Genomic DNA, 21,496 nt, shown 5'->3' on the forward strand with positions numbered 1-21,496 from the left:
GCCGCACCGCGCGGTCGTGGATCGCCGCCACGGGCTGGCCGCAGCCGCTGCAGCAACGCCGCACGCCCTCCTGCGGATCAAGCTCGATCACCAGCCAGCGTTGGCCGCCGCGCGGCTCGCGATGCCAGCGGCTCACGCCATATCCCGCCCAGCCTCCCAGCGGGAACATACAATCCAACTCGGCCACGGCCGGCCCCAGTTTGTTGTCTAGACACCAGCAAGTCTGCCGGGTCGGCCGTGTGCCTCTCTCCCTCACTTGGGAGAAGAACCTCTTTTTTGGCCCTTGATTCCCCCGCCCGCGGTCGCCATGGAGGAGGTTCGAACCATGGGAGCGCCCATGCCCGACCATCCAACGCAGCCTGCGCCCGATCCCGCCAGCGACCGCCGGCGCCTGCTGTTCGCCTTCAACTGCAGCCTCGGCTTCGTCCTGCTGCTGGTGGTGGTCGCGGCGATGCAGGCGCGCCTGCCGGTGGTGGCGATGTCGGTCACGCCCGGCACGCTGGCCGGCCTGCTCGGCCTGCTCACCGCCCCGCTGCTGCATGGCTCGGCCGCGCACCTGGCCGCCAACGCGACCGCGCTGCTGATCCTCGGCACCCTCGCCGGCAGCGTCTATCCGCGCGCCACGCTGCGCGCGCTGCCGGTGATGTGGCTGGGTTCGGGACTGGGCGCCTGGCTGCTGGGCGAACCCGGTTCGCACCACCTCGGCGCCAGCGGCGTGACCCATGGCCTGATGTTCCTGGTGACCACGCTGGGCCTGCTGCGCCGCGACCGTCCATCGATCGCCGCGGGCATGATCGCGATGCTGTTCTATGGCGGCTCGGTGCTGACCGTGCTGCCGCATGGCGACGGCATTTCCTGGCAGTCGCACCTGGGCGGCGCCATCGCCGGCACCGTCTCCGCACTGCTGTTCCGCCGCCTCGATCCGCTGCCGCCGCGCAAGCGCTACAGCTGGGAAATCGAGGAAGAGGAGCAGGCACTGCAGGCACGCGAGGAGCGCGACACCTTCGAACTGCCGCCGCCGCGCGACGTGCCGGTGCTGTGGCACCGCGACGAAGACGACGGCCGCGGCCAGGTGCTGCCGTTCCGCCCGCGCACGCCGCCCGACTGAGGCGCATCCGCCGCGATGGATGCGGCCACCGCGCTTCCCTCCATTGCCGCACACGCGGCATCATTCCGCCCGGATGAGGCCGGGACCGTCCGCGGTCGCGGCCTCCTTGCTACCCGGAGAACCCCGCATGTCGTCCCGTCCGTCGCGCCTGGCCGCGGCTTCGCTGCTCCTTGTCCTGGGCGCCTGCGCCACCACCGCCGCGCCGCCCGCGGCGGAGTCCGCCGCCGCGGCCACGCCCGCCGCAGGCATGCCCGAGCTGCGCCCCGGCTTCATCGCCGGCTACCTGGCCACTGCTGCGCTGCCCGACAGCCTCGCCCTGGTGCCGGCGCCGCCGGCCGCCGGCAGCGCCGCGCTGGAACAGGACCACGCGGTGATGCGCGCGGCGCTGGCGCTGCGCGGCACCCCGCGCTTCGAGCAGGCCCGGCTCGACGCCGACCTGCACTTCCCCTTCGCCGCCGGCACCTTCGCCTGCACGCTGGGCACCGACATCACCGAGCAGGACACCCCGGCCACCTGGCGCCTGCTGCGCCGCTCGCTGGCCGACGCGGCCGCGTCCACGCGCAAGGCGAAGAAGCACTACGAGCGCCCGCGCCCGTTCGTGGAGAACGCCGCGCCGACCTGCACGCCGGAGGACGAGGAAGCGCTGCGCACGAACGGCTCGTATCCGTCCGGCCACACCGCGATCGGCTGGATGTGGGCGCTGGTGCTGTCGCAGGCGGTGCCGGAGCGCACCACGGAACTGCTGGCGCGCGGCCGCAACTTCGGCGAGAGCCGGCTGGTGTGCAACGTGCACTGGCAGAGCGACGTGCTGCAGGGCCGCTTCATGGCCGCCGGTACCTTCGCCCGGCTGCAGTCCCATCCGGACTTCCGCGCCGACATGGCCGCCGCCACCGAGGAGCTGGCCACGCGCGCCGGCCGCGGCAACGTGACCCAGCGCGACTGCGCCGCCGAGGCGGCGGCGCTGGCCCAGCCGCTGGAAGGCGTGCTCTGACGCGACGGCGCCGGCTCAGCCGCCGGCCGGCGCCTCGCACCAGGCGATGAAGGCTTCGCTGTTGTTGGCGAAGCCGCGCTCGCGCGCCAGTTCCCACGGCCGTTCGCAACGGCCGGTGCGCGCGCACCAGCGGAAGCCGGCCGCCGCCAGGCAGCCATGGGCGTCGCGCTGGCCGCCGATGGGTTCCCGTTTCGCCGCCGGCTCTCCGCGTTCCCCGCCCGCCTGCGCCGCTTCCGGGCGTGGCGCGTCGGCCTGCTGCAGCCAGCGTTCGTGGCGGCCAGCCAGTTCGATCATCCGTGGCAGGAATTCCGGGTCGCCGCGCTCGACCGTGCGGTTGAGCCAGGCGCGGTCGATGAAGAACTGCTCGAAGCCGGCCGGGGTGATGGTCAGCACCGTCTTCACCGGGGTGGCGCCGGTATTGCCCTGGGCGTGGACCGCGCCCGGCGGGATCACCACGTGCGAGCCGGCCGGATACTCGCGCGTGCCTTCGGCGGTATCCACCGTCAGCGTGCCCTCGACCACGTAATAGCGCTCCTCCATGGTGTCGTGGCGATGCCACGGCGTGCGGTAGCCGGGACCTTCGTCGAGCTCGATCACCGCGTAGCGACCACCGGTGGCCTCGCCCGGCACCAGCAGGCGGTAGGTGCCGGCGTCGTAGGCCACGGCCGCCGCGTCGGCCGGCGCGACGCCGTGCACCGCGACCGGCCCCGCGGCATCCGGTGCCTGCGCTGCAATCGCGCCACCCACGAGTCCCGTCGCCAGCAGCATTGCCAGTCCGATCCTGCGCATCGCCTTCCTCCGGTGGTGGGCATGAGTAGCGGGTCAACGCGCCGGCGGCCGGTTGCCAGCCAGCGTCCATGGCCTGTGCCCCAGGTACGCGAAGCGCGCCCGCAAACTGGCAGGCCGTAACCTTGCCGCCGCCGCGGCGCTCAGCCCGGCAGCGGCAGGCCGCCGGACGCCTTCACCGTGCGCAGCACGAAGCTGGAATTGACGTCGGCCACGCCGGAGGCGTTGAGCAGGCGGTCGAGCAGGAAGCGCGAGAAATGCTCGAGGTCGCGCACGTAGACGTGCAGCAGGTAGTCCATGTCGCCGGTCAGGGCGTGGCAGGCGACCACTTCGTCCCAGTCCTGCACCGCAGCGACGAAGCGCTCGATGCCCGGCGCGCCGTGCTTCTCCAGCTGCACGCGGACGAAGGCCTGCAAGCCCAGGCCGATCGCCTGCGGATCCAGCCGGGCGCCGTAACCGGTGACCACGCCGCTGGCCTCCAGGCGCTGGATCCGGCGCAGGCAGGCCGAGGGCGACAGGTTCACCTGCGCGGCCAGCTCGGCATTGCTGGCGCGGCCCTCGCGCTGGAGCAGGGCCAGCAGGCGCAGATCGGTGCGGTCGAAGGCGGGGGTCGTGGCCATTTGTTGCCTTGCAACATCGGTTTCGTGCAACAAGATTGCAGCCGGGCCGTGGTTTCCTGCAACTTTGCAATCCCGTTGCGCGGGTTCCGGCCTACGCTGGGTACTGCACCGGAGGAGCACCGTCCATGGCCGAAACCGCCACCCCCCGCCGCGTCGAACACCAGCAGACCGACAAGGGCTATGTCCCGGTCTACACCACGGCCGTGGTCGAGCAGCCGTGGGAGGAGTACAGCGCCGACGACCACGCCACCTGGGGCACGCTGTACACGCGCCAGCGCGAGCTGCTGGCCGGCCGCGCCTGCGACGAGTTCCTGCGCGCGCAGGACGCGATGGGCATGGACGCGCGCGCGATCCCGCGCTTCGACCAGCTCAACGAGGTGCTGGGCGCGGCCACCGGCTGGACCCTGGTCGGCGTGGAAGGGCTGCTGCCGGAACTGGACTTCTTCGACCACCTGGCCAACCGCCGCTTCCCGGTGACCTGGTGGATCCGCCGCCCCGAACAGATCGACTACATCGCCGAACCGGACCTGTTCCACGACCTGTTCGGGCACGTGCCGCTGCTGATGGACCCGATGTTCGCCGACTACATGCAGGCCTACGGCGCCGGCGGGGTGAAGGCGCACGCGATCGGGCCGGAGGCGCTGCAGCAGCTGACCCGGCTGTACTGGTACACGGTGGAGTTCGGCCTGATCCGCCAGGCCGACGGTCTGCGCATCTACGGCGCCGGCATCGTCTCGTCCAAGGGCGAATCGCTGTATTCGCTGGAATCGGATGCGCCAAACCGGATCGGCTTCGACCTGGAGCGGGTCATGCGCACCCGCTACCGGATCGACACCTTCCAGAAGACCTACTTCGTCATCGACAGCTTCCAACAGCTGATGCAGGCCACCGCGCCGGACTTCACCCCGATCTACGCGCGCCTGGCCGCGCAGGAGACGATCCCGGCCGGGGACGTGCGCGAGGACGACGAGGTGCTCCACCGCGGCACCGGCGAGGGCTGGGCCAGCGGCGGCGACGTCTGACTTCCGGCCCTGTACCGGGGCCGCGGCCCCGATACACTGGGCCGCATGCACCGGCCCCGCCGCCCCCACCGGCACCGCGGTGCGCTGCTGGCCGCCGCCTGCAGCGCCGTCGTGGCCGCACATGCGCAGCCGGCCACCGACCTGCCGGCCGTCTCGGTGACGGCGCGCGTCGAATCGGCGCCAGCCTTCGACCTGCCCGCCTCGATCGACGTGATCGCGCTGGACGGCACGTCCACCCGCGCACAGGCCACGCTGTCCGAAGCGCTCGGCAGCGTGCCGGGCGTGCTGGCGCGCGAGCGGCAGAACCTGGCCCAGGACACGCAGCTGTCGATCCGCGGCTTCGGCGCGCGCGCCACCTTCGGCGTGCGCGGCGTGCGCCTGTACGCCGACGGCATCCCGGCGACGATGCCCGACGGCCAGGGCCAGCTCTCGCACTTCGCCCTGGCCGCGGCCGAGCGGGTGGAGGTGATGCGCGGGCCGTTCTCGGCGCTGTACGGCAGTTCCTCCGGCGGCGTGGTGCAGCTGTGGAGCGCCGACGGCACCGACGAAACGCAGGCGGTGCTGCGCGCCACCGGCGCCCGCTATGGCAACCGTGCGGCCAGCGCGCGCCTGCTCGGCGAGGCCGGCGGCACCGGCTACCACCTGGCCGCAGCGCGCTTCGAAACCGACGGCTTCCGCGAGCACGGCGCCGCGCGCCGGGATTCGCTCAACCTCAAGCTGCACCGCGAACTGGACGGTGACGGCCGCCTCGAGCTGGTCGGCAACTTCCTCGATGCGCCGGACGCGCAGGATCCCCTGGGCCTCAACCGCGCGCAGCTGCGCGAGGAACCGCGCCAGGCGACGCCGCAGGCGCTGCAGTACGACACCCGCAAGTCGGTGCGGCAGGGCCAGCTCGGCGTGAACTGGAGCCAGCCGCTGGGCGGATCCACGCGGCTGCGCGTGAGCGCCCACGGCGGCCAGCGCGAGGTCGGGCAGTACCTGGCCGTGCCGGTGGCGGCGCAGGCCAGTCCGCTCAGCGCCGGCGGCGTGGTCGACCTCGACGGCAGCTACGGTGGTGCCGACCTGCGCCTGGCCTGGACGCCCGGCGACGGCGCGTTCGAACTGACCGTCGGCACCAGCGCCGAACTGCAGGCCCAGCAGCGGCGCGGCTACGAGAACTTCGTCGGCGACCGCCTCGGCGTGCGCGGCCGCCTGCGCCGCGACCAGGACGACCGCGTCCACGGCTTCGACCAGTACGCGCAGGCCTGGTGGCGGTTGGCGCCGCGCTGGTCGCTGCAGGCCGGCGCGCGCTACAGCCAGGTGCGCTTCCGTTCGCAGGACCGCTACGTCACCGCGACCAATCCCGACGACAGCGGCCGCGCCGGATACTCGGAATTCACCCCGGTGGCCGGCCTCGTGTTCGCCCCGGCCGTGGACCTGCGTGTCTACCTCTCCGCCGGCCGCGGCTTCGAGACGCCGACCTTCAACGAACTGGCCTACCGCACGGACGGCCAGGGCGGCCTGGCCTTCGACCTGCGCCCGGCGGTGAGCGACAACCTGGAGCTGGGCCTGAAGTGGCGCGGCGACGGCGGCCGCCTGGTGCAGGCGGCGCTGTTCCGCGCCGACACCGACGACGAGCTGGCGGTGGCGCGCAACAGCGGCGGGCGCAGCAGCTACCGCAACGTCGGCCAGGCGCAGCGGCAGGGCGCGGAGGTCTCCGCGCGGCTGCCGCTGGCGGAGGCCTGGTCGCTGGACCTGGCCGCGACCTGGCTGGACGCGCGCTTCCGCGAGGGCTTCTGCAGCGGCAGCTGCGCCACCCCTGCCGACGCGGTGCCCGCCGGGGCGCGCATTCCCGGCCTGCCGCGCCGCCACGGCTGGCTGCGCCTGCAGTACGCCGGCCCGGCCTGGGAGCTGGCGGCGGAGGCCAGCGCGGTCTCGGCGCTGGTCGCCGACGATCGCGGCACCGCGGTCGCGCCCGGTCATGGGCTGCTCGGGCTGGAAGCCGCGCGCGCATTCCCGGTACGGGACGGCCGCCTGCGCGCCTTCGCCCGGCTCGACAACCTGCTCGATCGCGCCCACGTCGGCTCGGTCATCGTCAACGAGGCCAACGGCCGCTACTACGAACCCGGCCCCGGACGCAGCCTGCTCGTCGGCCTGGAATGGCGGCCGTGAACCGGCGCGCGGCGGGCGTATAGTCGTTCCACCGGGCGTCCCGGTCCGCCCATGGCGGCCCCGGCAGCCCTTCCGGAAACGGGGGACGTATGCGCACCTCGCGTCGCTGGATGACCGCGCTGCTGCCGGCGCTGCTCGCGCCCGCCACCGCCACCGCCGCGGCCGTGGAGCCGCTGGACCGCTTCAGCTTCAGCATCGGCACCTGCCTCACCCGCTTCGATACGAAGCTGCGCGCCGATGGCGAGACCGGCCGCGGCACCGAGGTCGACCTGCGCCGCGACTTCGGCCTGGACGACGAGACCCGGATCGCCTTCGCCGGACTGACCTGACGACCCTTCGACCGCCACGAGTTCGGCGTCGGCTATTTCGCCGACAGCGTGGAAGCCGACCGCCGGCTGCAGCGCGACATCGTGTTCGAGGACAAGGTCTACGAGGCGGCGAGCACCGTGCACGCGCGCTACGACCTCGACAGCATCGAGGCGTACTACGTGTGGTGGGCCTTCAGCGAGGACACCTGGGCGCTGGGCCCGCGCGCGGGCCTGACCTGGTACCGGATCGACTTCGGCCTGAAGGCGACCCTGGAGATGGACGGCACGCCGGCCAGCGGCGAGCTGGAGGAGCACTACAGGGGCGACCTGCCCGCGCCCGCGCTTCGGCGTGCTGGTCGACTACAGCCGGTTCCAGATCGACGCCAGTACGCAACGCCGCGATTTCACCGGCCACCTGCGCATGCACAACAGCGGCTTGCGCCTGGGGCTGGTATTCCGCCACTGAGGCCGCGGCCCTCCGTCTCAGCCGAAACGGTCGAGGCCATCCGGGCGGCCTGTTACGATTGGGCGGTTTGCCGGCGCGCCATCCGCGTGGCCCGCGGGCCGACCCTCCTTCCCCCAGCATCCAGAGTGCAGCCGTGTCCTTCTTCTCGAACGTCGAACTGGTCCCCGGCGACCCGATCCTCGGCCTGACCGAGGCGTACAACGCCGATCCCCGCACCACCAAGGTCAACCTCGGCGTGGGCATCTACTACGACGAACAGGGTCGGATCCCGCTGCTGAAAGCCGTGCAGCAGGTCGAGCAGTCGCTGTCGGCGACCGCCCGCCCGCGCGGTTACCTGCCGATCGACGGCCTGCCGGCCTACACCCAGGCCACCCGTGAGCTGCTGTTCGGCAAGGATTCGCCGCTGCTGGCGGCGGGCCGCGTCGCCACGACCCAGACCGTGGGCGGTTCCGGCGCGCTGCGCGTGGGCGCCGAGCTGCTGCGCAAGGTGCTGCCGCACGCCACTCTGGCACTGAGCAACCCGAGCTGGGAGAACCACCGCGCGGTGTTCTCCGCCGCCGGCTTCGAGGTGGTGGACTACACCTACTTCGACGCGGACACCCACGGCGTCGACTTCGCCGGCATGCTCGCCGACCTGCAGAAGCTGCAGCCCGGCACCACCGTGCTGCTGCACGCCTGCTGCCACAACCCGACCGGCGCCGACCTCACCGTCGAGCAGTGGAAGCAGGTCGCGGCGGTGGTGAAGGAGCGGCAGCTGTTCCCGTTCATCGACATGGCCTACCAGGGCTTCGACAAGGGCCTGGCCGAGGACGCGGCCGCGATCGCGATCATGGTCGAGGCCGGCATCGACAGCTTCATCGTCGCCAGCTCGTACTCCAAGTCGTTCTCGCTGTACGGCGAGCGCGTCGGCGCGCTGTCGGTGGTCGCCGCCACCGCCGAGCAGGCCAGGGCGGTGCAGTCGCAGGTCAAGCGGATCATCCGCACGATCTATTCGAGCCCGTCCACGCATGGCGCGGCGCTGGTCGCCGGCGTGCTCGGCAGCGCCGAGCTGCGCGCGCTGTGGGAACAGGAGCTGGGCGAGATGCGCACCCGCATCCACGCCCTGCGCGCGGGCCTGGTGGAGAAGCTGGCCGCCGCCGGTGCGCCGGAGTTCGCCTTCATCAACCAGCAGGCCGGCATGTTCTCGTACTCGGGCCTGACCCGTCCGCAGGTGGACCGCCTGCGCGACGAGTTCGGCATCTACGCCGTGGGCACCGGTCGCATCTGCGTGGCTGCGCTCAACCAGGGCAACCTGGAATACGTGGCCCGCGCCGTGGCGACCGTCAGCCGCGGCTGAGCGTTCCGCCGGCTGCACGCAGGGAAGGCCCGGTTCGCCGGGCCTTCCGCGTTTCCGCAACCGGAAACGGACAGGATTACTCGGGCACCTTCGCCGGAACGAAGGGCGACACCGGATCGCTGGCCGGGAAAGTCTCCTCCAGCGCCTCGTCCTGGTTCTCGTCCTCGCGCTTCTTGCGCTGCTCGCGTTCGCCAGGGGTCTCGGGATGTTCGTGCTGCTCGCCCGGCAACGGGGGATCCTTGCGGTCTCGCTGGGCCATGCTGGCGGTCTCTCGGGGGACGGACGGCCATGCTGGCTCCGGCTTGGGCAAGGCGGCGTGATCGGCGGGGAAATGCCGGGTAAACGCCGTCACGGACAGGCGACGGACGGAGTGGAACGCTGGCGCTTCCGTCACCCGGAGTCCTGCCATGGCCCGCCCGATCTGGACCGGCACCCTGTCCTTCGGCCTGCTCAACGTGCCGGTGTCGCTGATGTCCGGCGAACGCCGCACCGACCTGCACTTCCGCATGCTCGACTCGCGCGACCGCAAGCCGGTGCGCTACGAGCGGGTCAACGCCGACACCGGCGAGGAAGTGCCGTGGAAGGACGTGGTCAAGGCCTACGAGTACGACAAGGGCAGCTACGTCGTGCTCGAGGAGGCGGACATCAAGGCGGCCGCGCCGGAAAGCCACGAGACGGTGGAGGTGGAGACCTTCGTCGACGCCGCCGAGATCGACCCGCGCTACTACGAGAAGCCCTACGTGCTGGTGCCGGCGAAGAAGGCCGAGAAGGGCTACGTGCTGCTGCGCGAGACCCTGCGCGCCAGCAACCGGGTCGGCATCGCCCGGGTGGTCATCCGCACCCGCGAGTACCTCTCGGCGGTGCTGCCGCAGGGCGACGCGCTGATCCTGATGCTGCTGCGCTATCCGCAGGAACTGGTCGACCCGGCCGACTATGCGCTGCCGGAAGGCAAGCCGTCCGACTACCGCGTCACCGCGCGCGAACTGCAGATGGCCGAGCAGCTGATCGATTCGATGAGCGGCAAGTGGAAGGCGGGCGACTACCGCGACGAGTTCCGCGAGCGCCTGCACGCGATCATCCGCAAGCGGGTCAAGAGCAAGGGCGGCACGGCGAAGATCGAGGAAGACGCCGAGGCGCCGGAGGAGGCCACCACCAACGTGGTCGACTTCATGGCCCTGCTGCAGCAGAGCCTGGACGCGAAGAAGCGCACGCCAGCGAAGAAGGCGGGCAAGGCGGCCAACTCCACGGCCGGCAAGTCCACCAGCAAGACCGCGGCCAAGACGACCCGGCGCGCGCCGGCGAAGAAGGCGCGCAAGGCGCCGGCCAAGCGCAAGGCCGGATGACCTGGCCTGCCCATTCGGACCATTGAGCCGAAGCCCGCCATGCCAAGCCGCAAACCAGCGAAAGCACCCCCGAAGCGTGGCGCCAAGCAGGCGGCAGCGGATACGCGTGCCCCGCGTTCACGCCGGCGCGGCGGACCCGCGGGCGAAGGCGGGCCGATGGCCGTCGGTGGGGTATCGATCAGCCATCCGGAACGGGTGGTATTCGCCGTCGACGGCATCACCAAGGGCGAAGTCGCCGCGTACTACGCCGCGGTGGCGCGCTGGCTGCTGCCGGAAGCGGCGCGGCGGCCGCTGTCGCTGGTGCGCTGCCCGGATGGCGCCGGCGGCGAATGCTTCTTCCAGAAGCACCATGGTCCGGGTTTCGGCAAGGCGGTACATGCGATCCCGCTGCGGCAGAAGAGCGGCGTCGAGAACTACCTGTACATCGAGGACGCGCCCGGGCTGCTGCAGCTGGTGCAGATGAACGCGCTGGAGCTGCATCCCTGGGGCGCGACGATCGACGATCCCGAACGCGCCGACCGGCTGGTGTTCGACCTGGACCCGGGCGAGGGCGTGCCCTGGGCCGAGGTGCGCGACGCCGCGCGCCTGGTGCGCGCGGGACTGCGCGCGGCCGGACTGGAGAGCTTCCTGCGGCTGAGCGGGGGCAAGGGCCTGCACGTGGTCGTGCCGCTGGCGCCGGCGGCGCCCTGGGAGCGCGCCAGCACGTTCTGCGAGGCGTTCGCCAGGGCGCTGGCCGCGGACAAGCCGGACCGTTTCGTCGCCAACATGCGCAAGGACCTGCGCGGCGGCCGCATCTTCCTCGACTGGCTGCGCAACACCCGCGGCGCGACCAGCGTGACCGGCTGGTCGCTGCGCGCGCGCGAACACGCCACCGTGGCCCTGCCGCTGCGCTGGGAGGAGCTGTCGAAGGTCGATTCGCCGGCCTGGCCGAGCATGGCCCGCGCCCTGCAGCGCGCGGTGCGCCTGCGGCGCCATCCGTGGGACGGCATCGCCACGCTGCGCCAGACACTGCCCGGCGGCTGAGCGTCCCGCCGTCGACGCAGTGCCGGAAGTCACGACCTGCGCCGCCGCCATTGCCACGCGCCTCCGGCGGCGGGAGCATCCGCCCATGCGCCAGGCTTTCGCCAACCTGTTGCGGCCCCTGCCATTGGCCGGGCTGCTGACCATCCTCACCGTCGGCTACGCGATGCGCTTCACCGCGCCCGGCCAGCGCCTGCTGGCGGGATCGGCGCTGTGCGCCTTCCTGGTCCTGTTCGTGCTGTTCAGCGTGGTGCCCGAGCGCATGCGCCGGGTCCAGCACGCGGTGCTGCTGCTGATGCCGGTGGTGATCGTGGTCCTCAGCGCAGCCAGCGCCAGGGTCGGCGCGGCGCAGGTGCTGATGGTGGTGTGGGTGGCTTGCGCGTTCACCACCTGGCCGCTGCCGCTCGCCACCGGCGCGGCGCTGCTGGCCAACACCGGGTTCTACCTCGCCCTGCGCGGCAGCAGCGAGGGCGACCCGCTGCCGATGGTGCTGATCAACATGGGCTTCCAGGCGCTGGCGGCGATCTGCGTGCACTACGCGCGGGCGGCGGAGGAATCGCGCGACGCGCTGGCCCGGGTCAACGCCGACCTGCTCGCCACCCGCGCCCTGCTCGCCGACAGCGCGCGCGACGCCGAACGCCTGCGCCTGGCCCGCGAGCTGCACGACGTAGCCGGGCACAAGCTCACCGCGATGCGCCTGAACCTGCGCGCGCTGGCCAACGACCCGGCGCTTGCCGACCATCCCGGCGTCGCCCTGGCCGAACGCCTGTCGGGCGAACTGCTCGGCGACCTGCGCCAGGTGGTGCAGTCGCTGCGCGACGACCGCGGCCTGGACCTGGCCACCGCGCTGCGCGCGCTCGCCGCGCCGTTCCCGCGGCCGACGCTGGAGGTGGACATCGCCCCGGGCGTGCGCATCGCCGACCCGGCCGTGGCCGAGGCGGTGCTGCGCCTGGCCCAGGAGGCGCTGACCAATGCCGCGCGCCACGCCAACGCCGAGCACGTGTGGCTGCGCATCGACGAGGACGACCGCCGCTTGCGCATCGAGATCCACGACGACGGCTGGTGCGGCGAACGCGTGCGCGAGGGCAACGGCATCGCCGGCATGCGCGAGCGCCTGGCCGCGCTGTCCGGCACCCTGGAACTGGACCGCACCGCCAGCGGCGGCCTGCGCCTGCTGGCGAGGCTGCCGGCATGAGCCGGTTGCGCGTGGCCCTGGCCGACGACCAGGCGCTGGTGCGCGCCGGCCTGCGTGCGCTGCTGGAAGGGCTGGGCGTGGACGTCGCGTTCGAGGCCGAGGACGGGCAGGGCCTGCTCGACGCGCTGCAGCTGCAGGCGGTGGACGTGGTGCTCAGCGACATCCGCATGCCCGGCCTGGACGGCATCGCCGCGCTGCGCCGCCTGCGCGAGGCGGGCGACGCCACCCCGGTGCTGCTGCTGACCACCTTCGACGACAGCGACCTGCTGCTGGATGCGCGCGCGGCCGGTGCGCAGGGCTTCCTGCTCAAGGACGCGGCGCCGGCGGAACTGCACGAGGCCATCGTCCGCGTCGCCGGCGGCGACACCCTGCTGGCGCCGGTGAGCACCGATCCGGTGCGCGCCCGCTACCGCTTCCACGACGAGACGCCACCGCACGACGGCTTCAACGAACGCGAGGTGGCGATCCTGCGCCTGCTCGCCGGCGGTTACTCCAACAAGGAGATCGCGCGCAGCCTGTTCCTGGCCGAGGGCACGGTGAAGAACTACGTGTCCAACATCCTCGACAAGCTCGGCACCCGCGACCGCACCCGCGCCGTGCTCAAGGCGATCACCCTGCGGATCATCTGAGTCGCGACCACCGGCGTGGCGCCATCGGCGCCACGCCGGCGATGCACTGCGCGCGCGCTGGCCGGCGCCTTCGACCCGCGCATCGAGGCCGACTTCGAAGGTGGCGCGCGCAGTGGCGTGAGCGGGACGCCCAGCCTGTTCGTCAACGGGCTGTGCTACGACGGCCCGCGCGACCTCCACGGCCTGCTGGCTTCGCCGGACCGGGCGTCCGGCGAAGCCAGCACACGCGACGCCGGCAACCGGACGTCGGCGGATCGCGCCGCGGCCGGTTGCCGGACGCTAGTTCGCGGCCGGGTCCTTCGCCGAGCGCGAACGCAGGAACACCGCGAACTGGGCGGCATAGGCGCGCTGGTACGCCGGACGCGCCTTGCCGCGCAGCAGGTAGGCGGCCAGGTTCGGGTACCCGCCGAGCAGGCCGCTGCCTTCCAGCCGCGCCAGCACCGACGCCATCAGCAGGTCACCGGCGCTGAAGTCGCCGTCCAGCCAGTCGGCGTTGCCGAGGCGACGCAAAAGTTCGCCGAGCCGCTGCCGCACCCGCGCGTCCAGCACGGACAGCCTGGCGGCGAACCAGGGTTCGTCGCGCTCCAGGACCGTCGCCAGCGAGCGCTCGAAGATCGGCGGCTCCACCGTGTCGAGCGCGGCGAACATCCAGCAGATGGCGCGGCTGCGCGCGTGCGCCTCCCCTGGCAGCAGGCCAGGATGGCGCCCGGCGATGTGCAGCACGATCGCGCCGGATTCGAACAGCACCAGCCCGTCCTCCTCCCAGGTGGGGATCTGCCCGAACGGCTGGATGGCGCGGTGGGCCGGCGCCTTCAGCTCGTCGAAGGACAGCAGGCGCTCCCCGTAGGGCTGCCCCACCTCTTCCAGCGCCCAGCGCACGCGTATGTCGCGGGCCAGGCCGCGGCCGCGGCCGGGGGAATCGGCGAAGGCGGTGATGGTCGGGGTCATCGACGGTCTCCAGCTGCGGGAAATCCCCGCTTTCCCCCTGCGACGGCCCGGGACGCCCGAATGTGACACGGACGGCGCTGCCGTCATGTGCATGGTTCGGCAAATGCAAAGGGCGGCCAGTGGCCGCCCTTCCATCCGCATGCCCCGCGGGGCTCAGCGCTTCACGTCGAAGCGGCCCTCGCCGACCAGCGCCTCGACGTCGGCCTCGGACACCAGGTTGAAGTCTCCGGGGATCGAATGCTTCAGGCAGCCGGCGGCCAGGCCGAAGCGGATCGTGCGTTCCAGCGCCCAGCCGCGGCACAGGCCATGCAGCACGCCGGCGGCGAAGGCGTCGCCGCCGCCGATGCGGTCCACAATCGGGCCCACTTCCTCCTGTGGCGCCAGCGCGGTGCCGGCCTGGCGCCCGACCAGCACGCCGGACAGGGCGTGGTGGTCGACGTTGCGCGGGGTGCGGATGGTGCAGGCCATCCACTGCAGGCGCGGGAACGCGGCGAAGGCGTCGGCCGCGGCGGCGTCCACGCGCGCCAGCGGTTCGGCCTGCGGGTACTGCCCGCCCAGGACCACGCCCATGTCGCGGTAGTCGGCGAACAGCAGGTCGGCCTCGGCCATCAGCTCGGACAGGATCGCCTTGGCGTCGCCCTTCCACACCTCCCACAGCCTGGGCCGGAAGTTGCCGTCGAAGGAAACCTTCACCCCGGCGGCGCGGGCGGCGCGGGCGGCGGCCAGCGCGGCGCCGGCGGTGTTGGCGCCCAGCGCCGGGGTGACCCCGGACAGGTGCAGCCAGTCGGCGCCGGCCAGCAGGGCCGGCCAGTCGTAGGCATCGGCCGGGGCCAGGGCGAAGGCCGAGCCGGCGCGGTCGTACAGCACCTCGGCCGGACGCTGCGCCGCGCCCGGGGCGAGGAAGTACAGGCCCATGCGGCCCGGCACCCGGCGCAGGCCGGAGGTGTCGACGCCGTGGCGGCGCAGCTCGCCGGCCGCGGCCTCGCCCAGGGCGTTGTCGGCCACGGTGCCCACCGCCGCAACCTGGTGGCCGAACTGGGCCAGCGACACGCCGACGTTGGCCTCGGCGCCGCCGATGCGGACCTCCAGCGACGGGCTCTGCAGCAGCCTTTCCCGGCCCGGCGCGCTCAGCCGCAGCAGGAGCTCACCGAAACACACGACACGCGCCATCTTTCCTCCCGGGTATGACGGCCTCCGCCGCGGGCATGGTGGCATGCAGGGGCGCCCGCGAGGTTGGCCAGCGGTGTCATTCTAACGTGGCCGGAACCGGCCCGACGGGCGGTGCGCGGACCGCTCGTGTTGCGCTGCAAGATGAACGTCACCATTCGGCGATGTTAGCGTCTTGTTTGACCAGCGGTGTCATCCGCTGGCTGCGCATTTCCGAAAACAATCTTGCGAGTTCTTCCTCTGGGAGGGGATATGAATACCCGGAACACCCGCCGTAAGACACCGGTTACCTTGCTGGCCGCGTCGATCGGCCTCGCGCTGTACATGCCGTCCGCGATGGCGCAGGACGCCGCCGCCGAGACGCAGGGCACCGCTACCGACCTGGACACCATCGTCGTCACCGGCTACCGGGCCAGCCTCGAGCGCGCCCAGGACATCAAGCGCGGCGAGATCGGCATGGTCGACGCGGTCGTCGCCCAGGACATCGGCAAGTTCCCCGACCTGAACCTGGCCGAGTCGCTGCAGCGCATCCCGGGCGTGGTCATCACCCGCGACGGCGGCGAAGGCCGCCAGATCACCGTCCGCGGCCTGGGCCCGGACTTCACCCGCGTGCGCCTCAACGGCCTGGAAGCGCTGAGCACGGTCGGCAGCACCGACGGCGCCGGCGGCACCAACCGCAGCCGCGGCTTCGACTTCAACGTGTTCGCCTCCGACCTGTTCTCGCAGCTGGTCGTGCGCAAGACCGCCTCGGCCGACGTGGACGAAGGCTCGCTGGGCGCCACCGTCGACCTGCGCACCGCGCGCCCGTTCGACTACGACGGCTTCACCGCGGTGACCAACATCCAGGGCAGCTGGAACGACGCCGCCCGCGCCGCCACCCCGCGCATCGCCGCGCTGATCGCCGACACCTGGGCCGACGGCAAGGTCGGCGGCCTGCTCTCGGTCGCCTACTCCGAGCGCGAGACGGTCGATGAGGGCAGCGGCACCGTCCGCTGGGCCAACGGTCCGGCCAACGGCAACTTCAGCGCCGCCTCGCCGTTCCAGGAAGCCCGTTCGGCCGACGTGTTCGCGCCGCGCTTCCCGCGCTACACGCTGATGGAGCACGACCAGAAGCGCCTGGGCGTCACCGCCTCGCTGCAGTTCCGCCCGACCGACAGCACCGAGATCAACTTCGACGCGCTGTACTCGAAGATCGACGCCGAGCGCGACGAGAAGTACATCGAGGCCAACGGCCTGAGCAAGTCGTCGGCCGACGGCAAGCGCCAGATCCTGGTCAACCGCGGCGAGATCCGCAACGGCGCGCTGGTCTACGCCGAGATGGACAACGTCGACATCCGTGCCGAGAACCGCCACGACGAGTGGACCACCGAGTTCACCCAGTTCAGCCTGGACGGCAAGCACGAGTTCAACGACAGCTTCTTCATGACCGCGAAGGTCGGCACCTCGAAGTCGGACCACAAGAACCCGGTCCAGGCCACGGTGATGATGGACAAGCTGGACGTCCAGGGTTACAGCTACGACTACCGTGGCAACATGAACAAGCCGGTCTTCAACTACGGCGTCGACCCGACCGACCCGAACGGCTGGACCCTGTCCACGATCCGCCTGCGCCAGAACTACGTGACCAACGAGTTCGACACCGGCCAGGTCGACTTCACCTGGCTGGCCACCCCGTCGTTCACCCTGCAGGGCGGCATCCAGGCCAAGGACTACACCTTCGACTCGATCGAGCGCCGCCGCACCGCGACCGAAACCATCGTCCCGAACTTCGCCGACGGCACCCGCATCGTCCCGGCCGACATGACCGAGATCGGCAAGCTGACCGGCGTCAAGGGCCACCCGGGCAAGTGGGTGGTGCCGGACTTCGACAAGATCGTGAACCTGTTCGGCGCGCTGGGCGGCGAGGGCACCTTCGCCCTGTCCAACTACGCCCCGAGCGACCGCAGCGTCGAGGAGAAGGACCGCGGCGGCTACCTGATGGGCAAGTTCTCGACCGACCTCGGCGCGATCCCGCTGTCGGGCAACTTCGGCGTCCGTTACGTCAAGACCAAGCAGACCTCCACCGGCATCGCCACCGCCAGCGGCCAGCCGGTCCCGGTCACCGTGTCGCGCGAGTACAGCGACACCCTGCCGTCGCTGAACCTGGTCGCCGAAGTCACCCCCGACTTCCTGGTCCGCTTCGGCGCCGCCAAGGTCATGTCGCGTCCGGGCCTGGGCAGCCTGACCCCGGGCGTCACGGTCAGCGTCAGCGGCAGCGCGCGCACCGTCAGCGGCGGCAACCCGATGCTGGATCCGACCCGCGCCAAGACCTACGACCTGGGCTTCGAGTGGTACTTCGACGAAGGCGCGATGCTGGGCCTGGCGGCGTTCTACAAGGACATCGACAGCTTCATCCAGAACACCCGCGAGTCGCGCGTGTACGCCCAGAGCGGCCTGCCGGCCAACCTGCTCGACGGCACCACCGCCACGGTCAACGACGAGTTCGTGTTCACCGTGCCGATCAACACCCCGGGCGGCAGCCTGCGTGGCCTGGAGTTCAACTACACCCAGCCGTTCACCTTCCTGCCGGGCTTCTGGCAGAACTTCGGCGTGCAGCTGAACTACACCTACGTCGATTCGGAGATCCAGTACCTGCTGTCCAGCGGCGCCGCGGCGCAGAAGGCGGCGATGACCGGCCAGTCGAAGAATTCGTGGAACGCCACCGTGTTCTACGAAGGCGAGCGCTTCTCCGGCCGCATCTCGGCGACCAACCGCAACGACTACCTGATCCAGGTCCCGGGCACCGAAACCGGCTTCAACAGCGCCGCCAACGGCGTGCACGGCCAGAGCGGCAGCACGGTCCTCGACGCATCGATCCGCTACAAGCTGAGCGAGAAGGCCGAGATCAGCCTGGAAGGCAGCAACCTGACCAACGAAGCCCAGGAATCGTGGGTGGCCAACCCGTACGTGTCGCTGCCGCTGGAGTACAGCGAGACCGGCCGTACCTTCCTGCTGGGCCTGCGCTACAAGTTCTGAGGTCCACCGGCTGCTGCGTTGGAAAGGCCGGGGCGGCGACGCCCCGGCCTTTTCCTTTGCGGCGCCCGGCGGGTGTTGCGATGCAAGATGCCAAGCGCCTGCGGGTGCTGCTAGTTTCGCCTTTGACCATCGGTGTCATCGGCCCGGTGGCTCCTTGGGCCACGTCCGTCCCGTCGCCCGAACCGATCCACACAGCCACTCCCTGGGAGGGATCTGGAATGCCGAAGTACGACCGCACCGGAAAGACACCGGTTACCTTGCTGGCCGCGGCCATCGCCGCCGCCCTGTCCCTGCCCGCCGCGGCCCAGGAGGCCGGCGCAGCGCAGGACGTCACCGAGCTGGACCGGGTGACCGTCACCGGCTACCGGCAGAGCCTGCAGAAGTCGCTGGACGAGAAGCGCTACTCGACCGAGCAGGTCGACGCGATCTTCGCCGAGGACATCGGCAAGTTCCCCGACCAGAACCTGGCCGAATCGATGCAGCGTATCGCCGGCGTCTCGATCGACCGCGAGGGCGGCGAAGGCCAGCGCATTTCCATCCGCGGCCTGGGCTCGGACTTCACCCGCGTGCGCCTGAACGGCCTGGAGGCGCTGGCCACCGCCGGCACCGGCACCGCCGGCGTCAACCGCAGCCGCGGCTTCGACTTCAACACCTTCGCCTCCGAGCTGTTCAGCCAGGTCAAGGTCAACAAGACCCAGTCGGCGCAGATGGACGAAGGCTCGCTCGGCTCGACCGTGGACCTGCGCGGCTCGCGCCCGTTCGACTTCGACGGATTCCGCGCCTCCGCCAGCGCCCAGGCGGGCTACGGCGAACTGGCCGGGGAGATCGACCCGCGCGTGTCGGGGCTGGTCTCCAACACCTGGGCCGACGGCCGCTTCGGCGCCCTGCTGTCGGCCTCCTACAGCAAGCGCAACGTGTACGAGGAAGGCTACAACCCGGTGCGCTGGGAGCACGGCAACCACCGCAACTCCAACCAGTCCAACGCCAACAACAACGGCACCTACGGCTTCTGTTCGCCGGTCGGCTACGTCCCACAGACCCCGCGCAACCCGCTGTCCAACGAGACCCCGGCCGGCACCGGCTCGCAGGCCAACCAGGACCGCAACAACGGCTGGGGCAGCTTCGGCATCGACGCCAACAACTGCGGCACCGGCCTGCCGCGCCCGGCCAACACGCCGGAGAACGTCGCCGCCTACGAGACCGCGACCAACGCCTGGCACCCGCGCTATCCGCGCTACATCCGCACCGCCAGCGAGATCGAGCGCATCGGCGTGACCGGCGCGCTGCAGTGGCGCGCCTCCGACGACACCCTGCTCAGCTTCGACGCGATGTACTCGGAGCTGTCCAAGGACCAGCGCGAGGACTCGCTGGGCGCGAACCTGCACCGCGCGGCGAACCTGGGCGGCAAGACCCAGATCGTGGTCCGCGAGGCCGAGGTCGACGCCATGAACCGGCTGGTCTACGGCGTGTTCGACAACGTCGACTTCCGCACCGAGTCGACCAACATCCAGGAGTCGACAAAGTTCCAGCAGTACAGCCTGAGCCTGGAGCACCGTTTCAACGACGACGTGCGCCTGGACGCGCAGCTGGGCCACTCCAGCTCCAACTACGAGCGCCCGGTGTTCTCGCTGGTCAGCTTCGACAACCAGAACCTGGACGGCTTCGTGCTGGACCTGCGCGGCGACCCCGACATGCCGCGCATGACCTTCCCGTTCGACCTCAACGACCCGTCGGCGTGGTCGTGGCTGGGCTACGGCGCCGTGCCGGTCAACAGCAACGGCACCGCGCGCGGCAGCAACATCAGCGAGGTCCGGCTCAACCCGCAGTACGTGGAGAACAGCTTCGACTCGGCCAAGGTCGACCTGCAGTTCGACATCAACCCGACCTTCACCCTCCGTGGCGGCCTTGCCTACAAGGACTACGACATGAGCACGGAGGAGTACCGCCACATCAGCTACGGGCGCCTGGCCCAGGCGCTGCCCGACGGGCTGAGCGTCGCCGACCTGAGCACCACGCTCACCGGGTTCGGCAAGAACCTCTCCGGCGCGCCGTCCAGCTGGCTGGTGCCGGACTTCGGCAGGATCGTCGACCTGCTCGACATCTACTGCAACTGCGACACTGGCGTGCAGGGCGGCGACTACCGCCTGGCCAGCGTCGGCCACTTCGGCGCCTCGAACAACAACTTCGAGGTCAACGAGCGCAGCCTGGGCAGCTACCTGCAGCTGGACTTCAACACCGACCTGCTGGATCGTGCCCTGCGCGGCAACATCGGCGTGCGCGTGGTCGAGACCCAGATCACCGCCAGCGGCTGGGCGCCCTGCACCGCCGCCAACGCCGCCAACAATTCGGCCAATTGCCAAGCCTTCTTCGGCGTGGCCAACGCCACCTCCGCGCCGGGCGACCGCTACCTGGTGCGCAGCGTGGTCGACCACCGCTACCGCGACGTGCTGCCGTCGCTGAACCTGGCCTGGGACCTGAGCGACGAGCTGGTGCTGCGCTTCGGCGCGGCCAAGACCATGGCCCGGCCCACGCTGGGCTACCTGTCGCCCAGCGTCAGCGGCGGACCGACGCAGTACTTCGACGACGGCCGCGTGTTCTCGATCAACCTCGGCAACCCCAAGCTCGATCCGTTCCGCTCGACCAACTACGACCTGAGCCTGGAGTGGTACTTCCAGGAGGGCGCACTGCTGTCGGCCGCGCTGTTCTACAAGGACATCGACAGCTACGTGCAGCGCACCCGCCTGCTGACCACCTGGCGCGACATGGGCTACTCGCTGGACCTGCTGCCGGCCGGGTTCACCGCCGACACGCTGTTCAACGTGCAGAGCTACTACAACACCCCGGGCGGCCCGCTGAAGGGCTACGAGCTGACCTACCAGCAGCCCTTCACCTTCCTGCCCGGCTTCTGGAGCAGGTTCGGCGTGCAGCTCAACTACACCCACGTCGAATCCAGCATCCAGTACATGTTCAGCACCGCGACCAACAACAACCGGACCGTGGTGACCACGTACACCGAGAACGACCTGGTCAACCTGTCGCCGAACTCGTACAACGCCACCTTGTACTACGACGACGGCAAGTTCAGCGCGCGCGTGTCCACCAGCTACCGCGACGGCTACATCAGCGAGGTACTCAGCCGCGAGAACGTGTGGGACCTGGACGGCAACGAGCTGGCCACCGCCGACGTGACCGGAAAGCACGACGTGCGCAACGTGGACTTCAACATGTCCTACCGCCTCAACAAGAAGCTGACGATGACCTTAGAGGCGATCAACCTGCTCGACACCCCCGACCGGCGCTACGTCGACTCGGCGCTGCAGATGCCCGATCGCTACACCGTCAACGGACGCCAGTACTACCTCGGTGTCCGCTATCGCTTCTGACGTGTCGC

The 21,496-nt window shown here is 71.0% G+C and carries 17 protein-coding genes and 1 pseudogene; 13 read left to right on the forward strand and 5 right to left on the reverse strand.

What is annotated here, in order from left to right:
* Nucleotides 1-337 precede the first annotated feature (337 nt).
* Nucleotides 338-1,108: a rhomboid family intramembrane serine protease gene (locus tag PSEJ35_RS0113785; RefSeq protein WP_028918282.1), complete on the forward strand. Its 771-nt coding sequence runs from the start codon at nt 338-340 to the stop codon at nt 1,106-1,108.
* 127 nt (nt 1,109-1,235) lie between these two features.
* Nucleotides 1,236-2,099 carry a phosphatase PAP2 family protein gene (locus PSEJ35_RS0113790; protein ID WP_028918283.1) on the forward strand — a complete coding sequence of 288 codons (864 nt, stop codon included), beginning with the start codon at nt 1,236-1,238 and terminating at the stop codon, nt 2,097-2,099.
* Nucleotides 2,100-2,114: 15 nt separating this feature from the next.
* On the opposite strand, the gene PSEJ35_RS17065 is transcribed toward PSEJ35_RS0113790, so the two are convergent.
* Nucleotides 2,115-2,888: a cupin domain-containing protein gene (locus PSEJ35_RS17065; protein WP_084635563.1), complete on the reverse strand. Its 774-nt coding sequence runs from the start codon at nt 2,886-2,888 to the stop codon at nt 2,115-2,117.
* A 140-nt stretch (nt 2,889-3,028) separates the two neighbouring features.
* A complete protein-coding gene (locus PSEJ35_RS0113805) occupies nt 3,029-3,505 on the reverse strand; it encodes an Lrp/AsnC family transcriptional regulator (RefSeq protein ID WP_028918284.1) in 477 nt (158 codons plus the stop codon).
* Nucleotides 3,506-3,630: 125 nt separating this feature from the next.
* On the opposite strand from PSEJ35_RS0113805, the gene phhA reads away from it, so the two are divergent.
* From phhA to PSEJ35_RS0113830, 5 genes are all read left to right on the forward strand, one after another.
* Complete coding sequence (phhA, locus tag PSEJ35_RS0113810) at nt 3,631-4,527, forward strand: phenylalanine 4-monooxygenase (protein WP_028918285.1); 897 nt, start codon at nt 3,631-3,633, stop codon at nt 4,525-4,527.
* Between the two features lie 45 nt (nt 4,528-4,572).
* Nucleotides 4,573-6,678: a TonB-dependent receptor gene (locus tag PSEJ35_RS0113815; RefSeq protein ID WP_051412700.1), complete on the forward strand. Its 2,106-nt coding sequence runs from the start codon at nt 4,573-4,575 to the stop codon at nt 6,676-6,678.
* 89 nt (nt 6,679-6,767) lie between these two features.
* Nucleotides 6,768-7,007, forward strand: coding sequence for a hypothetical protein (locus PSEJ35_RS0113820; protein WP_028918287.1), 240 nt, complete (start codon nt 6,768-6,770; stop codon nt 7,005-7,007).
* A gap of 48 nt (nt 7,008-7,055) precedes the next feature.
* Nucleotides 7,056-7,640 (forward strand): hypothetical protein, encoded by a 585-nt coding sequence (locus tag PSEJ35_RS17355; RefSeq protein ID WP_156924825.1) that lies wholly within the window; start codon nt 7,056-7,058, stop codon nt 7,638-7,640.
* A complete protein-coding gene (locus PSEJ35_RS0113830; RefSeq protein ID WP_024868434.1) occupies nt 7,586-8,788 on the forward strand; it encodes an amino acid aminotransferase in 1,203 nt (400 codons plus the stop codon). The genes PSEJ35_RS17355 and PSEJ35_RS0113830 overlap by 55 nt, the downstream gene beginning before the upstream one ends.
* Before the next feature lie 76 nt (nt 8,789-8,864).
* Here PSEJ35_RS0113830 and PSEJ35_RS0113835 read toward each other — a convergent pair whose 3' ends face one another.
* On the reverse strand, nt 8,865-9,047 hold the full coding sequence (locus PSEJ35_RS0113835) for a hypothetical protein (protein WP_028918288.1): 183 nt from the start codon (nt 9,045-9,047) through the stop codon (nt 8,865-8,867).
* Between the two features lie 148 nt (nt 9,048-9,195).
* On the opposite strand from PSEJ35_RS0113835, the gene PSEJ35_RS0113840 reads away from it, so the two are divergent.
* From PSEJ35_RS0113840 to PSEJ35_RS0113855, 4 genes and pseudogenes are all read left to right on the forward strand, one after another.
* The gene (locus PSEJ35_RS0113840; RefSeq protein WP_028918289.1) at nt 9,196-10,131 is read left to right on the forward strand and encodes a Ku protein; all 936 of its coding nucleotides are present in this window, start codon (nt 9,196-9,198) and stop codon (nt 10,129-10,131) included.
* A gap of 165 nt (nt 10,132-10,296) precedes the next feature.
* A pseudogene (gene ligD / locus PSEJ35_RS0113845) lies at nt 10,297-11,154 on the forward strand (non-homologous end-joining DNA ligase); the annotation flags it as partial.
* Nucleotides 11,155-11,239: 85 nt separating this feature from the next.
* Nucleotides 11,240-12,346, forward strand: a complete 1,107-nt coding sequence (locus tag PSEJ35_RS0113850) for a histidine kinase (protein ID WP_028918291.1) — start codon at nt 11,240-11,242, stop codon at nt 12,344-12,346.
* Nucleotides 12,343-12,975 (forward strand): response regulator transcription factor, encoded by a 633-nt coding sequence (locus tag PSEJ35_RS0113855; RefSeq protein ID WP_028918292.1) that lies wholly within the window; start codon nt 12,343-12,345, stop codon nt 12,973-12,975. Before PSEJ35_RS0113850 ends, PSEJ35_RS0113855 begins: the two co-directional genes overlap by 4 nt.
* A gap of 279 nt (nt 12,976-13,254) precedes the next feature.
* Here the strand turns inward: PSEJ35_RS0113855 and PSEJ35_RS0113860 are convergent, their stop codons facing one another.
* Nucleotides 13,255-13,923, reverse strand: coding sequence for a glutathione S-transferase family protein (locus PSEJ35_RS0113860; protein WP_028918293.1), 669 nt, complete (start codon nt 13,921-13,923; stop codon nt 13,255-13,257).
* A gap of 153 nt (nt 13,924-14,076) precedes the next feature.
* The gene (locus tag PSEJ35_RS0113865; protein ID WP_028918294.1) at nt 14,077-15,093 is read right to left on the reverse strand and encodes a sugar kinase; all 1,017 of its coding nucleotides are present in this window, start codon (nt 15,091-15,093) and stop codon (nt 14,077-14,079) included.
* 249 nt (nt 15,094-15,342) lie between these two features.
* Here PSEJ35_RS0113865 and PSEJ35_RS0113870 point away from each other — a divergent pair, with 249 nt between their 5' ends.
* Together PSEJ35_RS0113870 and PSEJ35_RS0113875 are read left to right on the forward strand one after the other, a co-directional pair.
* On the forward strand, nt 15,343-18,105 hold the full coding sequence (locus PSEJ35_RS0113870; RefSeq protein WP_028918295.1) for a TonB-dependent receptor: 2,763 nt from the start codon (nt 15,343-15,345) through the stop codon (nt 18,103-18,105).
* Between the two features lie 218 nt (nt 18,106-18,323).
* On the forward strand, nt 18,324-21,488 hold the full coding sequence (locus PSEJ35_RS0113875) for a TonB-dependent receptor (RefSeq protein WP_028918296.1): 3,165 nt from the start codon (nt 18,324-18,326) through the stop codon (nt 21,486-21,488).
* Nucleotides 21,489-21,496: the final 8 nt, after the last annotated feature.

Origin of the sequence: Pseudoxanthomonas sp. J35 (assembly GCF_000513995.1) — a bacterium.
GTDB lineage: Bacteria > Pseudomonadota > Gammaproteobacteria > Xanthomonadales > Xanthomonadaceae > Pseudoxanthomonas.

Bases quoted from the DNA above. Each gene is read 5' to 3' on its own strand.
- PSEJ35_RS0113785 (WP_028918282.1), top strand. From the start codon at position 338: ATGCCCGACCATCCAACGCAGCCTGCGCCCGATCCCGCCAGCGACCGC.
- PSEJ35_RS0113790 (WP_028918283.1), top strand. From the start codon at position 1,236: ATGTCGTCCCGTCCGTCGCGCCTGGCCGCGGCTTCGCTGCTCCTTGTC.
- PSEJ35_RS17065 (WP_084635563.1), bottom strand. From the start codon at position 2,888: ATGCGCAGGATCGGACTGGCAATGCTGCTGGCGACGGGACTCGTGGGT.
- PSEJ35_RS0113805 (WP_028918284.1), bottom strand. From the start codon at position 3,505: ATGGCCACGACCCCCGCCTTCGACCGCACCGATCTGCGCCTGCTGGCC.
- phhA (WP_028918285.1), top strand. From the start codon at position 3,631: ATGGCCGAAACCGCCACCCCCCGCCGCGTCGAACACCAGCAGACCGAC.
- PSEJ35_RS0113815 (WP_051412700.1), top strand. From the start codon at position 4,573: ATGCACCGGCCCCGCCGCCCCCACCGGCACCGCGGTGCGCTGCTGGCC.
- PSEJ35_RS0113820 (WP_028918287.1), top strand. From the start codon at position 6,768: ATGCGCACCTCGCGTCGCTGGATGACCGCGCTGCTGCCGGCGCTGCTC.
- PSEJ35_RS0113835 (WP_028918288.1), bottom strand. From the start codon at position 9,047: ATGGCCCAGCGAGACCGCAAGGATCCCCCGTTGCCGGGCGAGCAGCAC.
- PSEJ35_RS0113840 (WP_028918289.1), top strand. From the start codon at position 9,196: ATGGCCCGCCCGATCTGGACCGGCACCCTGTCCTTCGGCCTGCTCAAC.
- PSEJ35_RS0113850 (WP_028918291.1), top strand. From the start codon at position 11,240: ATGCGCCAGGCTTTCGCCAACCTGTTGCGGCCCCTGCCATTGGCCGGG.
- PSEJ35_RS0113855 (WP_028918292.1), top strand. From the start codon at position 12,343: ATGAGCCGGTTGCGCGTGGCCCTGGCCGACGACCAGGCGCTGGTGCGC.
- PSEJ35_RS0113860 (WP_028918293.1), bottom strand. From the start codon at position 13,923: ATGACCCCGACCATCACCGCCTTCGCCGATTCCCCCGGCCGCGGCCGC.
- PSEJ35_RS0113865 (WP_028918294.1), bottom strand. From the start codon at position 15,093: ATGGCGCGTGTCGTGTGTTTCGGTGAGCTCCTGCTGCGGCTGAGCGCG.
- PSEJ35_RS0113870 (WP_028918295.1), top strand. From the start codon at position 15,343: ATGAATACCCGGAACACCCGCCGTAAGACACCGGTTACCTTGCTGGCC.
- PSEJ35_RS0113875 (WP_028918296.1), top strand. From the start codon at position 18,324: ATGCCGAAGTACGACCGCACCGGAAAGACACCGGTTACCTTGCTGGCC.